The following is a 14,831-nucleotide window of genomic DNA, read 5'->3' as shown; positions in this document are numbered from 1 at the left end:
CCGAGGGTGCGGCGATGATGGAGGATCCCATGACCATTCAGCCATTCGGTTTCGACAGGATATTCCGTTTCGATACCAACGAGCCGGTTGTCGACGAGGGGCGGCATGACGCGTTGCGCGAACATGTCGAGGAACTCCAGGCGCGGATCGAACGCCTGCACGAGGATCACGTCGCCGAACTCGCGCGGGCACGGGTAGACGGTTTCGAAGCCGGGCTGGAGCAGGCGCGTGGCGAGCGGGCGGAAGCCATGCTGGCCGCCACCGATGCGCTCCATGCCTCGATCGACGATGTCGAGCGCCGCTTCGATGCGGTGATGGACCAGGTCGTCGCCGAAGCGGGAGCGATCGCGCTTCAGGCGGCGGAACTGCTGGCCGGCCATGTCATCGCCGCGCAGCCCGCCCGCGCCATCGACGAGGCGCTGACGCGCGCGCTCGATCAGGTCTCGCGCGATACCGCGCTGGCAATCCGCGCCAATCCGGCAATGCGCGAGGACATCGAGCGCCTCGTCGAGGAGCGCCGCGCGCGTGAGCGTCGGTCGATGTCGATCGTCGTCGTCGACGATGATGCCCTGCCCCTGGGCGATGCCCATATTGGCTGGGCGGAAGGCGGTCTCAACGTCGATGCGGGCGCGCGACGCGCGGCGGTCCTGGCCGAACTGGCCGGCGTTCTGGCGCCGCAAACGGGCGACCGATCGGGGCAGGAAGCGGGCGAATAAACTTTTCGCGATACCGGCAAGAGTTGCCTAGCCGATTATCCTATAATGTCAGGGGCGACACCACGGGGTGACGCCGCTGACATACGAGGCGACTTTTGAACCCGTTGCGGAACTTTATCGAGCAGATCGGCCCCCGTCGGGCCCTGCTGATGGGCGGCGTGGCCCTGGCCATGCTGGTCGGGCTTGGATGGATGGCCTTCCGCAGTCCTGCGGCGGAGATGGGCTATCTCTATACCGACCTCGATCCCTCGGCCGCCCAGTCGATCACCGAGAAGCTGAAGGGGCAGAACGTTCCCTTCCAGATCTCGGCCGATGGCACCGCCGTCATGGCCCCGGTCGACAAGCTCGCCCAGCTGCGCATGTCGATGGCGTCGGAGCAGCTCGGCGGCAAGATCGGCTATGACGTGCTCGACGCGGAGGAGCCATTCGGCATCTCCTCGTCGCGCGCCAAGCTGAACGAGACGCGCGCCATCGAAGGCGAACTGGTCCGTTCGATCGAGAGCCTGGAAAAGGTCAGCAAGGCCCGCGTCCACGTCGTCATGCCCGAGCGCGCGATGTTCGAAACCGATCCGCGCAAGGCCAGCGCCGCCGTTACGGTGAAGACCAACGGCCGCCTTTCCGGCGAGCAGATCCAGGCGATTCGCTACCTCGTCGCCTCCGCCGTGCCCGATCTCAATCCCGAGGCGGTTTCGATCGTGGACCAGACCGGCGCGCTGCTGGCGCGGGCGGGCGAGGGCGGCGACGCCGGCGCGGGCAATCTGGAAGATCGCCAGAACTCGGTCGAAGCGCGCCTGCGCAGCGAGATCGAGTCGATGATCGAGCCGATCGTCGGCCAGGGCAAAGTGCGCGCCGAAGTGGCCGCCGTGCTCGAACGCGACCAGGTGCGCGAGGAATCGGAAGTCTTCGATCCCGACACCCAGGTCATCGCGCATCAGACCACCGTGGAATCAAGCAACCAAAGCGACGAGAACTCCGCGGGCGCCGAAGGCGTCACGGTGGGCGCGCAGCTTCCCGACAACCAGGGCAACGTCAACGGCAATGGCGGCGACGCGCGCCGTTCGGCGCAGAACGAGACTTCGGAAGACGTCACCTACCAGAACAGCCGCACCCAGAAGGTCGCGGTGCGCACGCCCGGCCAGGTCAAGCGCCTGACCGTGGCAGTCATGGTCGACGGCGGCCCGCAGGGCCTGCCGGCGGCGCAAGTGCAGCGCCTCCAGCGCCTGGTCGAAAACGCGGTGGGCTTCGATGCCGAGCGCGGCGACAGCGTCGTGGTCGAGAACATGGCCTTCAATGCGCCGACCGACCTTGAGGGTGCGAGCGGCGGCCTGCCCTTCGGCCTCACCTGGGAGCGCATCTTCGACGTTCTGAAGGTCCTGATCGTCGGCGGCGTGATCCTCTTCGCCATCAAGATGCTGAAGCCCAAGCTGGCCCCGCCGCCGCTGGTCGAAGGCGTGGTCGAGCAGCGCCTGACGGCGGACGAGGCCGAACTGATGGCGCTCAACGAGCGTGCCGCCGAAGGCGACGAGGAGGCCCTGCGCCAGCTTGAGGAAAAGCGCGCGGCCGAGGGCGAGATGCTCGACCAGGAAATCGCGCTGGCGCAAGTGGACGGGCGTATCAAGCTCTCCGCCCTGCGCCGCATAGGTGACGCCATCTCGGCCAGTCCCGCAGAATCCGCATCCGTAATCCGTCAGTGGATGAACAGCTGAAAGGTATGACCATGAGCGACGAGCTCGAGCCGCGCCAACTGGCGCCTGCTCACCTGACCGACGAAATGCCCGCAGACGTGAACCTGGAAGAGACGGCCATTCCGCCGCGTCCGACCACGCCGCCTACCCCTGACGATCTCCAGGCCGTGTTCGACGTGCCGGTGAAAGTCCAGGCCGTGCTCGGCCGTTCGCGGATGGACATCGGCGAACTGCTGCGCCTGAAGCCGGGCATGGTGGTGGAACTCGACCGCCGCGTCGGCGAGCCGGTGGACATCTTCGTCAACAACCGCCTGATCGCGCGCGGCGAAGTCGTGCTGATCGACAGCACGCTGGGCATCACGCTCACCGAAATCGTCCGGCAGGAGGCATGATGCCCGTTTCCGAAACCGATCCCACCCGGCTGATGCTGGTCGGCGATCTCGGAAACGCGATGGGTCTCGCGGTGGAGATGGTGCGCGGTTCCGCCGCCAGCATCGCCGTGGGCACGGCCACATCCACGGTGCTGGAGGACTGGCACCGGGCGCGCGATGACCTGGTGGTCGTCGATATCGCCGTGAACCTGGAGGACGTCCTTTCCCGCCTGCGCGGGGAGCGGCTTTCTCGCGAAGGTGCAGCTTCGGCCGCGCCTTCGGTCGGCATGGCGGTCTCCGAGCTGGTGGGCCAGAACATCGCCGACGTCGAGCGGGAACTGATCCTCAAGACGCTGGAGCATTGCCGGGGCAACCGCACCAGTGCAGCGTCCATGCTCGGCATTTCGGTTCGCACCATGCGCAACAAGCTGCGCACTTTCCTGTCCGACGGCGTTCCGGTGCCGCCCGGCCTGATCCGTCACTGAACTTTCGGAACCCGGTTAAGCGATGAACGCAATCGTCTCTCAAAGGCTGGAGCAGTTGCTGACCCGCCTCGGCCCCAGCCGTGATCTCGCGCTGGCGCTGGGCGTCAGTGCCATCATCGGCATGCTGATCCTGCCGATGCCGGGCTGGATGCTGGACATGGGCCTGGCCCTGTCGATCACCGCCTCGGTGCTGATCCTGATGACGGCGCTGTTCATCGAGAAGCCGCTGCAACTTTCGAGCTTCCCGACGATCCTGCTGATCGTGACGATGCTGCGTCTGGGCCTCAACCTCGCCTCGACTCGCCTGATCCTCGGCCATGGGCACGAGGGGCACCAGGCGGCGGGCGGCGTGATCGCGGCCTTCGGCGAGTTCCTCATGGGCGGCGAGACCGTCATCGGCCTCACCATCTTCGCGATCCTCATCGTCATCAACTTCGTGGTCATCACCAAGGGCGCGGGCCGGATCGCCGAAGTGGCGGCGCGCTTCAGCCTCGATGCCATGCCCGGCAAGCAGATGGCGATCGACGCCGACCTCAACGCCGGCACCATCACCGAAACCCAGGCGCGCGAACGCCGCGCCGAGATCGAGGCGGAGAGCGGCTTCTACGGCGCCATGGACGGTGCCTCGAAGTTCGTGAAGGGCGATGCCGTCGCCGGTCTGCTGATCACCGCGATCAATATCGTGGTCGGCCTGATCATCGGCGTCGCCATCCACGGCGTGCCGTTCGGCGAAGCCTTCACCACGTACACCATCCTCACCGTGGGCGACGGCCTGGTCAGCCAGATCCCGGCGCTGATCGTCTCCACGGCTGCGGGCCTGCTGGTGTCAAAGGGCGGCGTCGTCGGCAAGACCGGCGCGGCGCTGGGCGACCAGCTCGGCCGCTATCCCAAGGCGTTCGGCATCGTCGCGGTGCTGATGGGCGTGCTGGCGCTGATGCCGGGGCTGCCGTTCGTTCCTTTCGCGGCGATGGCGGGGCTCTGCGGATGGGCAGCCTGGTCGATGGCGCGCAAGGCCGAGGCCAATGCCGCGCAGGAGCGCATGCAGGAGGCCATGGCCGAGCAGCAACAGATGGAGGCGCAGGCCGAGGAGCCGATCTCGCGCACGCTGGCCATCGACGCGCTGCGTATCGAGCTGGGCTATGGCCTGCTGCCGCTCATCAACGATTCCCAGGCCGAGCCGCGCCTGGACGACCAGGTCCGTGCGCTTCGCCGCCAGATGGCTATCGACTACGGCTTCGTGCTGCCTTCGGTCCGCATCCTCGACAACATGGCGCTCAAGCCCAACGAATACATCGTCTACGTCAAGGAGACGGAGATCGCGCGCGGCGAACTGCGCATCGGCAAGCTGCTGGTGATCAACGCCGGCGGCCAGGACGTCGGCATCCGCGGCGAGCCGACGAAGGAGCCGGTGTTCCAGCTTCCTGCGCTCTGGATCGACCGCGACATGCGGCAGGAAGCCGGCTTCCGCGGCCTCACCGTGGTCGATTGCGGCACGGTCGTCACCACCCACCTGACCGAGATCGTCAAGGACAACATCGCGGACCTGCTCTCCTACACCGAGACGCAGAAGCTGCTGAACGAGGTCCACAAGGACACCGAGAAGCTGATCGCGGACCTGATTCCGAGCAAGATCTCGATCTCCGGCGTCCAGCGCGTGCTCCAGAACCTGCTGTCCGAAGGCATCTCGATCCGCGACGTTCCCACGATCCTGGAAGGCGTGGCCGAAGCGACGGCAATGACCGGCAACCTCACCCAGGTGACCGAACATGTCCGCGCCCGGCTGGCCCGGCAGATCTCGGCGCAGCAGACGTTCGACGGGACGATCCCCATCGTCACCCTCGGCGGCGAGTGGGACGAGGCTTTCGGCGAGGCCATTGTCGGCCAGGGCGACGATCGTCACCTCGCCATGGCGCCTTCGCAGCTCCAGGCTTTCATCGCTACGGTGCGCGACACTTACGACCGCCTCGCGGGGCAGGGCGAGATCCCGTGCCTGCTGACGAGCCCGCCCCTGCGGCCATTCGTCCGCTCGATCATCGAACGCGTCCGCCCCGCGACGGTCGTGCTCTCTCAGAACGAGATCCACCCGCGCGCCCGGCTGCGCAGCCTGGGCACGTTGGGCTAATGGCCCAGGCGCGACCGGGCCGCCCGCAATTCCTCTATGATGAAGTGATGGCCGCATGTCGCCGGCCGGGAGACGTCTTGTAATGCCGGTTTCCGTGAGTTCCCTGTTTCCCATGGCGCAGCCGAGCGGCGCCGCAGCCGCTGACGGTCTTGCCGGCAACGGCTCCCTGACGAGTGCGAAACAGGCTGCGGGATCGTTCCAGTCGCTGCTCGGCATGACCCAGGCGTCGTCGTCGATCGCCGGAACGCCCGGCGAGGCGGCGGCAGGTTCCGGCAGCGAGCAGGCTGCCGCGAGCGAGCTGGCGACGGCTCCGGCTACCCCCGCCGACACCCTGGCAGGCGATCCGGCGCTGCTGCCGCCGATGACAGCCGAGGCCCAGCCGCCGACGAGCGCACAGCAGGCCAGACCTGCGGATGCCAAACCGGCGGACAGCAAGCCCGGTGACGCCGATGCCGCTCCCGCTGCCGATCACATCAAGCCGCAAGTCGCCGCGGATCAGCCGATCCTGCCGCAACTCGTCGAGCAGGCCGCTTCCGCCGAGCCCACGGCATCGACCGCGCCATCGGACGGCGCTGCAGACGATCCCTCCGCGCAGGACGATGCCGACCTGCCGGCCGCAAAGCACGATCAGGGTGACGCCGCCGCCGCACTGGCTCTCCAGGTCCCGGTTTCCCAAACTCAGCCGACCGCAGCGCCCTCGATCCAGCCGCAGCTCGCGGTCGCGCCGCCGTCTGCGCACGGCGAGGGGGCTGCCGAGCCCGAGGCCGGAAAGGACAACGGCGAAGGCAGCGCCGGGATCTCCGGCAAGCTTGCCAAGCCCGGTGCGGCAGCGTCATCCCTTGCTCACGGGCAGGCTGCGCAGGAGCCATCCGGCGCGCGCAGCCAGAATGCCGCGGCCGGTGCCGGCACGACCGCCGAGCGCGCGCCCGACCAGGGCCCGGCTTCGTCCGACGCGAACCTCTCCGCGCCGCTGTTCAGCCAGACCCTGACCGGCACCGCGAGCCGCCCCGCCGCTTTGCCCTACGCGCCTCCGGCGCAGTCGGCGCTGCAGAGCGCCACGGTTTCCGTGCAGCAGGGCCAGTTCGGCAACGATATCGGCGTGGAAATCGCCCGCGCGCTCGACAAGGGCGGCGACGACTTGCTCATCCGCCTCGATCCCCGTCACATGGGCCGGATCGACGTGCGGCTCTCCTTCGATCACGACGGCGTGCTTCGCGCGGTCCTCTCCGCCGACAGCGCCTCCTCGCTGGACATGCTGCGCCGCGAGAGCACCGATCTGGGCCGCGCCCTGGCCGATGCCGGCATCCGTTCCGACGGGCAGTCCCTGCGCTTCGACAGCCGTTCGGGCGGGCAGGGCGGTCAGCGCTGGCAGGGAGAGCAGGGCCAGCGACAGGCCGGCATCCATTCCCACGGCGGGGCCGGTGACGGTTTCGGCGGGAGCGAAGACCCGATCTATCGGCCGCTGAGAAGCAGCGGCCATGTCGATCTCATGGCATAAGGCAGAACAGACATGACGACCGTTTCAGGCACTTCGTCCACGGCGACGAACGGCACCACGCCGGCGGCCGATTCCGGCCTCTTGGCGGACTACAACCTGTTCCTCAAGCTGCTGACCACGCAGATGACCCACCAGGATCCGCTCGATCCGATGGATACCTCGGAATATACCCAGCAGCTGGTGCAGTATTCGCAGGTCGAGCAGTCGATCCAGCAGACCGGCAAGCTCAAGGATATCCTGAGCCAGCTGGCGTCGCAGCAGATGTCGCAGGCTTCCAGCTACATCGGCCGGGAAGCGCGCTTCGACTCCCCGGTGGCGGGCCTGGGCGATGCGCCTGCCCACTGGACCTACTACGTCGACGGCACCCCGGCGGCGCTGACCGCGACGATCAAGGACTCGTCGGGCAAGGTCGTGAACACGGTGAAGCTGGATGCCGAGTCGCAGGGCACCTACAAGTGGGACGGAACCCTGGCGGACGGCTCCAAGGCCGCGGAGGGCGCCTACACGCTTTCCGTCGAGGCGACCGACAGCGTGGGCAACAAGCTGGATACCACGATCAATTCGGTCGCGATCGTCAGCGACGTCGTGACCGACGGCAGCAACATCATGCTGGGCGTGAACGGTATCCGCATGTCGGCCTCCGGCCTCGTCGCGATCGCGGCGGCGGGAACGAACATCGACACCTGACACGGAGCGGGAGAGTGCCTGGAAGGGGGCTCTCCCGCAGCAGGCGCAAAGGCGAAGCAAAACCCCTGAACCGCCATCCGGTCCAGGGGTTTTTCTTGTTCAGGCCTGGCCTACCGTGCTGCGACAGCTGTCCGTGCCGGAGACCGTCGCGAGCGGCGGGCTTTCGGAGGCCTGCAGTGCCACGTCGAGCCGCGTACAGCCGGGTATGCGGTCGGGCAGGGCCAGGACCATCAGGCACTCGGCGATCGACGGGTCCTCGATCGGGCCGATCAATTCGTCGACCTCCTCATAGGACATGTCCGAATGGCTCATGCAGCGAAGCGCGGCTGCCTGCCAAAGCTGGGATGTTGAATCCACCCGCACCTTCAGCGAAAACCAGAACTCTTCGTGCGAAACGACATTTGGGCCGGCTTCGCCAGCGCAATTCCAAGGTAAATTTTCTACCATCGCACTCTCAATAGTACAGCGAACCGAGTAAATGCAGTCCGTGCCCCCGGACCTGAGAGGATAAGACAACCCCTGCGCGAGCAATGGCTGTACGGACCATCAGGACCAACTAAGGGATTTCCCGTATCGCATAAGAAAGAAGGTAAACTCTTTCTTACCCGCAGGGAAATCCAGGCTTGAGAGTGACTAATGGCGCTTTGCGGCGTTGAAATTACAGGAAATTCGAATCGCCGCGCATGGCCGGAAGAGCGCGTGTCCCTAGCAGCTGACGTCGTGTGCGGCGGTGAAAATTTGGTAAGGGGGGCGGGCCGGCTCCGGAAAGGCCCGAGAAGCGCCTCCTGCAGAGACGGTTCGGACCCGATCGCCGGGGTTCATAACGTGTTGGGCGTGCGGCTCGTCAGGATGCCGGCGGCGGAGCCGGCACGCGGCGGGCGCTGACGATTTTGATCGCCGGCTCCAGGATCTGGCCCTTCATCACCCCTTCGCCCTTGGTGGGCGAGCGGGGTTCGTCCCAGATCCGTCGCACCACATCCATGCCCGATACGACATGGCCGAAGGCAGCAAAGCCGGCGCGGCTGTCGGGGTTCTCGGATGCCGGCTGCGCATCGAGCGAGGGGATGTCGCTCAGCATTATGGTGAAGTCGGCCGTGGCGCTGCCGGGCGCAAAGCGCGCCATGGAAATCGTGCCGGCCTTGTGGCTGATGCCCGTTACATCGGTCGGCTCGTGCGCGACCGGAGGAAAGACGTCGACGCCTTGAAGACCGCCCTGAAGGAGGCCGCTGGGCTTATCGCCCCAATCGAGATGCATGGCACGGTAGAAGGTCGCGCCGTCGAAGCGCTTGCCGTCCACGTACTTGAGGAAGTTGGCCACCGTCAGCGGCGCATGGGTCTTGTCCAGATCCAGGACGATGACGCCCGTGCTGGTGGTAAGGGCGACGTAGACGTGCTCGACCGGCACGGCCGCTTCCGCAGCGGCCGCCGGGGGAAGATCCTGCGCGGATGCAGCCCCGGCCAGCGCGGCACAGGCCGCCACGACGAAGGACACGGCGGCAAGCCGGATCGACCGAGCCATGTGCCGCGCCCTCGTCATAAGCTCAGCGGACCCGCGGGCCGCCGAAGGGCAGGGGCGGAGGAGGACGGCGCGCGCCGCGCGGAAGCTGGGCCTGATAGGCCCGGCCGCAATGCTCGACGCAATAGGGGAACCCGGGGTTCACCTTGTCTCCGCAGAAGTGGAAGTCCGGCTCGCCGGGGTGACCCATCGGCCAGCGGCAGACGCGGTCGTTGAGGTCGAGCAGGCTGGTCTTGTCGGCAATTTCGGCGCTCGGCTTGGCGGGCACCAGGCGGCGCGGCGGAGCCGGCGGGATCGGCTGCTGCTGATCGCCCGGCCCCTGGCGCAGGAAGCCGCCGGGACCGACCGAAACCACCCTCGGGCCCTTGGGCGCGACAGGCGCGACATCCTCGGCAGCGACTGGGGGCGCAGCGGGTTCCGGCGCGCGGGGGGCAGGAGCGACCGGCGGCGGCGCGGCGCGCACGACCGGGGCTTCCACCTTGGCCTCGGGTGCAGCAGGCGCGGCTTCAACCGGCTTCGGCTTCTTGGGCGCCGGCGCCGGGCGCACGGGCTTTTCGTTGGCCTTGACCGGGGAAGGGCGGGCCTTGAGGCCGAGGCGGTGGGCCTTGCCGATCACTGCGTTGCGGCTGACGCCGCCAAGCTCGTCCGCGATCTGGCTGGCAGTGGCACCACCCTCCCACATCTTGGTCAGCTTCTCGATCCGCTCGTCCGTCCAGCTCATTCGTGTTCCATCTCTTCATCGGGCGAAGTGGGAATCGCCTCTAAATTCCGTGGCGCGGCTTGCCTTGGAAAGCTGCAGCCGATACTCGCCGGTCCATGCGCGATCAAACGAATTCGACCGAACTGCCGACGTCCGAAAGGACCGCACCCGAAAGCATCGCGCCTCGGGCGGTTTCGGCCCGCCAGTTCCCGGCGAAGGGAGACCCCCAGATCCATCAGGTGAACTGGGAGGGGCTCAAGACCCTTTATATGAAGGAGGTCAGGCGCTTCTTCAAGGTCCAGACCCAGACGATCTGGGCGCCGGCGATTACCACCCTGCTGTTCCTGGTGATCTTCACGGTGGCGATGGGCCGGGGCGGGCGCGAAGTGCTCGGCGTCAACTTCGCGACCTTCGTGGCGCCTGGCCTCATCGTCATGGGCATGATGCAAAACGCCTTCGCCAATGCCGCCTTTGCGTTCCTCGCCGGCAAGATCCAGGGTACGATCATCGACTACCTGATGCCGCCGCTCAGCGAAGGGGAACTCATGCTGGCGATGATCGGCGCCTCGGTGACCCGCGCCGTGCTCGTCGGTCTGGCGCTGACCGGGGCCATGCTGCTCTGGCCGGGCGTCAGTCTTTCGATGGCGCATCCCTGGGCCGTCGTCTGGTTCGGCCTGGCAGGATCGATCTTCCTTTCGCTGCTGGGCCTGCTCTCGTCCATCTGGGCCGAGAAGTTCGATCACAACGCCGCCGTTACCAACTTCGTGATCGCGCCGCTCTCGCTGCTTTCCGGTACGTTCTACGTGATCGACAACCTCGCACCGGCCTTCCAGGCGATCAGCCGCCTCAATCCGTTCTTCTATGTCATCTCCGGCTTCCGCTTCGGCTTCCTGGGCGTCAGCGACATCGGCGACACCAACATGGCCGTGTTGCACAGTGCGCTGGGCATGGGCCTGCTGGATGCCGTTCTGGCCGGCATCGTCTACATGGTTCTGCGCTCGGGCTGGAAGATCAAGGGCTGATCAGTCGCCTTGCGCGCTTATAGCCCAATAGACCCCGGCCGGACTTCCGGTCGGGGTTTTTCATGCCTGCTCAGTGCGTCAACCCGCGCCGCAGATGATAGCGGCCATTGTCGAAATCCTCGAAGATCTGCGAAAGCGACGGGTGATCGACCGGGCCGCCCTCCGCATCGTCCATCAGGTTCTGCTGGCTGACATAGGCGACGTAGCTCGATTCCTCGTTCTCGGCGAGGAGGTGGTAGTAAGGCTGGTCGCGCCGCGGACGCACGTTCAGAGGGATGGATTCGTACCATTCCTCGCTGTTCGCGAAGACCGGATCGATATCGAAGATCACACCGCGAAAGTCGTGATTCTTGTGGCGAACGACATCGCCGATTCCAAATCGCGCCTTTGTTTCACGCGGTGCATCGATGATGCGGCCGGCCGTCGGAGAAAAAAATGAGGCCTTGTTCATGCGGGAAATATAGGTTTCCGGCGGGGTGCTCACAAGGAATGCTTGTGGATAATCCCCATTTTTGAAAAGAAGGGGTTGGCAAGCCGGAAAGGTCAGGCTAGTGGCGCGCTTCCCGACCCGGCGGCCCTGTCCGCTGCATCGCATCTCTAGCGGAGAGGTGGCAGAGTGGTCGAATGCGCTGCACTCGAAATGCAGTGTACGGGCAACCGTACCGTGGGTTCGAATCCCACCCTCTCCGCCACTTATCTATCCAGATCAGCCCAAAGCAGTCCCGCAAGGGGCTGAATTCCTGCGTTCTGTCGTCTATACCTTGTCCCAATCGATCCCGTCTTGTTCCTTCTCTGCAGGGGGTGTCATGGGGTACAAGGCGGGGCATGGGGAATCGGATCGCCTGGCGTACGCCGGGAAAAACCTCTCCGAAAGCTAGCAACACCGGTGTTGGTAACAGCATCGGCGGGGGCGCGTTGAGCGGAGCGGTCTGCCTTTCGAAGTCGCTGATAACTGGACAGAATGCTTCGTTTTCGCGTTGTTGCGAGTGACTCGCGATAATTCGTTTGCTATGCCGCGTTGGGAAGACCGGGCGATCACGCCATTCGCCGCATCGTTGGTTGGCCGACTTGGTTTCGGCGGCCGCGACGATTTCGGAATCCGGTCCTGCAACTCGAAGGAGCCTGACATGAAGGCAAAGTACCTGGCGCCGCTCTTGCTGGCCGTTTTCGCGCCGGCCGCCCAGGCGCACGAAGTCTGGATCGAGCGCGATGGTGCCGGTCCGGCGCGGATCTATCTGGGCGAGCCGGCCGAGGCATTGCCACCCGGTGGCGATCCGGAGTTCGACCATCTCAAGGCGCCGAAGCTGGTTCCCGCGAGCACGGCCCCGATGGCGCGCAAGGCGGGTTATCTGGAAGTCGCAGTGCCTGCCGGTGACGTTCGCGCGCAGGACGACAGCGTCTTCGACCCCTGGGGCGAAGAGGGCAAGAAGGAAGCGGTCGCCTATTACGCGCGGGCTGGCCGCGCCGATGCCCGCGCGGTCATGCCGTTCGAGATCGCTCCGGTCAGTGCCGGAGGTGATCGCTTTACGGTCGTCCGCGACGGCAAGCCTGTTGCCGGGGCGGAGGTAACGGTGATTTCGCCCGACAAATGGACCAAGGCGCTGAGGGCCGATGCGCAGGGCGTCGTCACCGTGCCCGTTCGCGGGAAAGGCCGCTATCTGCTGACGAGTTCGCAGAAGGACGAAGGCGCTTTCGACACGTCGGTGGGCGAAGTCGCCGTGCTGCATCGTATCGCCACGACCAGCTTCCTGGTGGACTGATCGAGATCGGACGGGGCCTCCGGAGATCCGCTTGGGCGGATTTCCGGAGGCCCCGTCCGATGCTCGCTTAAAGTTCGTGGCCGATGCGCTGTTCGGTCATGATGGTCCATCCGGTCATGAACAGCGCGCCCGCCAATGGGCCGATCACGATGCCGCTCAGCCCCACGAGTTCGATGCCGCCCAGAGTCGTCACCAGCACGAGCCAATCGGGGATGCCGGTGTCCCGGCCGACGAGCATGGGACGAAGCACGTTGTCGGCCAGACCGATCACGAGAATGCCGGAGCCGATCACGACGGCGGCTTGCCAGATCGCCCCCGTGGCCAGCAGGTAGACTGCCACCGGCCCCCAGATGATGGCCGGCCCGATGGCAGGAAGCAGCGCGGCAATGGCCATGAGCACCCCCCACAGCAGGGCGGCCGGCAATCCCACGATCGCGAAAGTGATCGCTCCCAGCGCGCCTTGCGCCAGAGCGACGAGACCCGACCCCTTGACCGTCGCGCGCACGACCGTGGCGAAGCGCTCGGCCAGGCGCGAGGCAACTCCGTGCTCCAGCGGCAGGGCTCGCACTACGGCCGGGCCGATCCGCTCGCCGTCCCGCAGCAGGAAGAAGGTGACGTAGAGGCCCACGCCGAAGGCGAGCATGAAGGAGGCCGCGTTCGCACCGATCGCGAGCGCGCGGCTGGCGATCACGCTGACGCTGTTGCTGATGGCCTCGCTGATGCGGGCCTGCGCGCGTTCGAAGGAATTGAACCCGAAGCCGTCCAGCGTCTGCTGGATGCGCAGGGGCAGGGCGTCGTGGATCTTCTGGAAATACTCCGCGAAGTTGATCTGGCCGTCGCGCATCTGGGCGTAGACCCCGGCCGCCTGTTCGACCACGAGGCTGGTGACGATCAGCGCCGGGATCACCACCGCCACCGAGATCACTAAGAGCGCCAGCGCCGCAGCGAGGTTGCGCCGTTCGGGCCAACGGGACAGCAGCCGCTGAAACAGCGGCTGGAACAGCAGCGCCGCAAGCGCCGCCCAGAGCAGGGCGCCGATGAAGCTGGACACGACGAGCGTGAGCGCGATGGTGATCGCCGCCAGGAAGAGGATCAGGCCCCCGTTCTCGACGCGTGCGCGGTTCATGGTCATGTGTGGAAGAACCCCCTTGGAAATCGTCACGCGCTGAAACGCGCCGTATCCCGCTTTGCTCCGCCGTTTCCGGGCCTGTCAATTCGCCGGGCGGATGAAGCGCAGCTCAGGCGTAACGGTAAGGGCCGCCGCTGGCGAGGGCCGCTTGGTAGGCCGGGCGAGCATGGATCCGCTCCAGCCAGGCCATCGTTGCGGGACGAGAGCCGCCCAGTCCGGCGCGGGCGTGGGCGGCCTCCAGGGGGAAGCTCATCATCACGTCAGCGGCGGTGAAGGCATCTCCGGCAAACCATTGGCGCCCGGCAAGCTCTCGTTCCACGAAGTCGAGGTGGACGTCGATCATCGGTTGCAGCCGCTTTCGCGCCGCCCGGCCGAACAGGGGAACGCGGCCCAGCACCAGCCCGACCAGCAGCGGCGGCATCAGCGAGCCTTCCGCATAATGCAGGAAATGGCGATAGCGCAGTGCCTCTTCGCGCTCCGCCGGCGGGCCGAGCCTGCCGCCTGCCTTGTCCGTGAGATACTCGATGATGGCGCCGGTTTCAGCGACCGTACGCGGCGAGCCTTGTGCCTCTTCCTCATCGTCGACGATCGCCGGCGATTTGCCCAGGGGATGGACGCGGCGAAGCTGGGGCGGCGCGAGCATGGTCTTCTCGTCCCGCTCGTAGCGGCGGACCGCATAAGGGAGGCCCAGTTCCTCCAGCAGCCAGAGGACGCGCTGCGAGCGCGAGTTTTCTAGGTGGTGGACAGTGATCATGCGGAGATGAACGCAGGATCGGCGCAGAGGCTGCTCATGACCTTCGGCGAAGAACCGCCCGGTCCTGTAAAGGCCGGGCGGTGCTGCTCGATCAAGGCTTTTCGGTGCCGGGGGTGCCGGGCTTGGGCGCCTTGCCGTCCTCGATGCGGCCCTCGTTGCGCAGGTCGCGGCCCTCCTGGGCCTTCTGCTTGCTTTCGGGCGAATCGCCGTGCTCGAAGGCTTCCTCCTTCACATAGCCGGCAGCTTCCTTGGCTTGACCCTTGATGCTCATGTCGCTCTCCTGATCGTTGCTCGCCACGCGGGGCGGTGACCATGGAACAGCGCACGAGCGGGCAAATGGCTCCTCTGCGCACAAGTGGCCGGAAGGCGATCCGGCCCCGGTCGGT

16 protein-coding genes and 1 tRNA gene are annotated in these 14,831 nt (G+C 66.3%); 10 read left to right on the top strand and 7 right to left on the bottom strand.

Annotated features, from left to right (window positions below):
* The first annotated feature begins 29 nt into the window (after positions 1 to 29).
* From L284_RS0123785 to L284_RS30050, 7 genes are all read left to right on the top strand, one after another.
* Positions 30 to 716 (top strand): FliH/SctL family protein, encoded by a 687-nt coding sequence (locus L284_RS0123785; RefSeq protein ID WP_235054309.1) that lies wholly within the window; start codon positions 30 to 32, stop codon positions 714 to 716.
* 95 nt (positions 717 to 811) lie between these two features.
* A complete protein-coding gene (gene fliF / locus L284_RS30075) occupies positions 812 to 2,422 on the top strand; it encodes a flagellar basal-body MS-ring/collar protein FliF (protein ID WP_031341609.1) in 1,611 nt (536 codons plus the stop codon).
* An 11-nt stretch (positions 2,423 to 2,433) separates the two neighbouring features.
* Positions 2,434 to 2,793, top strand: a complete 360-nt coding sequence (gene fliN, locus L284_RS30070; RefSeq protein WP_031341608.1) for a flagellar motor switch protein FliN — start codon at positions 2,434 to 2,436, stop codon at positions 2,791 to 2,793.
* Positions 2,793 to 3,257, top strand: a complete 465-nt coding sequence (locus tag L284_RS49010; protein WP_031341607.1) for a helix-turn-helix domain-containing protein — start codon at positions 2,793 to 2,795, stop codon at positions 3,255 to 3,257. The genes fliN and L284_RS49010 overlap by 1 nt, the downstream gene beginning before the upstream one ends.
* 22 nt (positions 3,258 to 3,279) lie before the next feature.
* On the top strand, positions 3,280 to 5,379 hold the full coding sequence (gene flhA, locus L284_RS30060; RefSeq protein ID WP_021233015.1) for a flagellar biosynthesis protein FlhA: 2,100 nt from the start codon (positions 3,280 to 3,282) through the stop codon (positions 5,377 to 5,379).
* Positions 5,380 to 5,473: 94 nt separating this feature from the next.
* Positions 5,474 to 6,877 carry a flagellar hook-length control protein FliK gene (locus L284_RS30055; RefSeq protein ID WP_160172095.1) on the top strand — a complete coding sequence of 468 codons (1,404 nt, stop codon included), beginning with the start codon at positions 5,474 to 5,476 and terminating at the stop codon, positions 6,875 to 6,877.
* A gap of 12 nt (positions 6,878 to 6,889) precedes the next feature.
* Positions 6,890 to 7,564 (top strand): flagellar hook assembly protein FlgD, encoded by a 675-nt coding sequence (locus L284_RS30050; RefSeq protein ID WP_021233013.1) that lies wholly within the window; start codon positions 6,890 to 6,892, stop codon positions 7,562 to 7,564.
* A gap of 99 nt (positions 7,565 to 7,663) precedes the next feature.
* Here L284_RS30050 and L284_RS46790 read toward each other — a convergent pair whose 3' ends face one another.
* From L284_RS46790 to L284_RS30040, 3 genes are all read right to left on the bottom strand, one after another.
* Positions 7,664 to 7,921, bottom strand: coding sequence for a hypothetical protein (locus L284_RS46790; RefSeq protein ID WP_152524611.1), 258 nt, complete (start codon positions 7,919 to 7,921; stop codon positions 7,664 to 7,666).
* 487 nt (positions 7,922 to 8,408) lie between these two features.
* On the bottom strand, positions 8,409 to 9,083 hold the full coding sequence (locus L284_RS30045) for a peptidylprolyl isomerase (protein ID WP_021233011.1): 675 nt from the start codon (positions 9,081 to 9,083) through the stop codon (positions 8,409 to 8,411).
* A gap of 22 nt (positions 9,084 to 9,105) precedes the next feature.
* Positions 9,106 to 9,801, bottom strand: coding sequence for a GcrA family cell cycle regulator (locus L284_RS30040; protein ID WP_021233010.1), 696 nt, complete (start codon positions 9,799 to 9,801; stop codon positions 9,106 to 9,108).
* A 95-nt stretch (positions 9,802 to 9,896) separates the two neighbouring features.
* Between L284_RS30040 and L284_RS30035 the strand changes: the two genes are divergently transcribed.
* Entirely contained in the window at positions 9,897 to 10,802 is a 906-nt protein-coding gene (locus L284_RS30035; protein WP_021233009.1) for an ABC transporter permease, read from the top strand.
* Positions 10,803 to 10,872: 70 nt separating this feature from the next.
* Here the strand turns inward: L284_RS30035 and hspQ are convergent, their stop codons facing one another.
* The gene (hspQ, locus tag L284_RS30030; RefSeq protein ID WP_031341605.1) at positions 10,873 to 11,253 is read right to left on the bottom strand and encodes a heat shock protein HspQ; all 381 of its coding nucleotides are present in this window, start codon (positions 11,251 to 11,253) and stop codon (positions 10,873 to 10,875) included.
* Between the two features lie 151 nt (positions 11,254 to 11,404).
* Between hspQ and L284_RS30025 the strand changes: the two genes are divergently transcribed.
* Positions 11,405 to 11,494, top strand: a tRNA-Ser gene (locus L284_RS30025).
* Between the two features lie 435 nt (positions 11,495 to 11,929).
* Positions 11,930 to 12,562, top strand: coding sequence for a DUF4198 domain-containing protein (locus L284_RS30020; protein ID WP_031341604.1), 633 nt, complete (start codon positions 11,930 to 11,932; stop codon positions 12,560 to 12,562).
* A gap of 67 nt (positions 12,563 to 12,629) precedes the next feature.
* Here the strand turns inward: L284_RS30020 and L284_RS30015 are convergent, their stop codons facing one another.
* The 3 genes from L284_RS30015 to L284_RS30005 form a co-directional block, all read right to left on the bottom strand.
* Positions 12,630 to 13,694, bottom strand: a complete 1,065-nt coding sequence (locus L284_RS30015; protein WP_021233006.1) for an AI-2E family transporter — start codon at positions 13,692 to 13,694, stop codon at positions 12,630 to 12,632.
* Between the two features lie 106 nt (positions 13,695 to 13,800).
* Entirely contained in the window at positions 13,801 to 14,445 is a 645-nt protein-coding gene (locus L284_RS30010; protein ID WP_021233005.1) for a glutathione S-transferase family protein, read from the bottom strand.
* Positions 14,446 to 14,536: 91 nt separating this feature from the next.
* Positions 14,537 to 14,716 carry a hypothetical protein gene (locus tag L284_RS30005; RefSeq protein WP_031341603.1) on the bottom strand — a complete coding sequence of 60 codons (180 nt, stop codon included), beginning with the start codon at positions 14,714 to 14,716 and terminating at the stop codon, positions 14,537 to 14,539.
* Positions 14,717 to 14,831 lie beyond the last annotated feature (115 nt).

This window comes from Novosphingobium lindaniclasticum LE124 (assembly GCF_000445125.1).
Lineage (GTDB): Bacteria > Pseudomonadota > Alphaproteobacteria > Sphingomonadales > Sphingomonadaceae > Novosphingobium > Novosphingobium lindaniclasticum.
The sequence above is the reverse complement of the archived record's forward strand: the minus strand, read 5'-3'. Positions and strand labels throughout refer to the sequence as shown.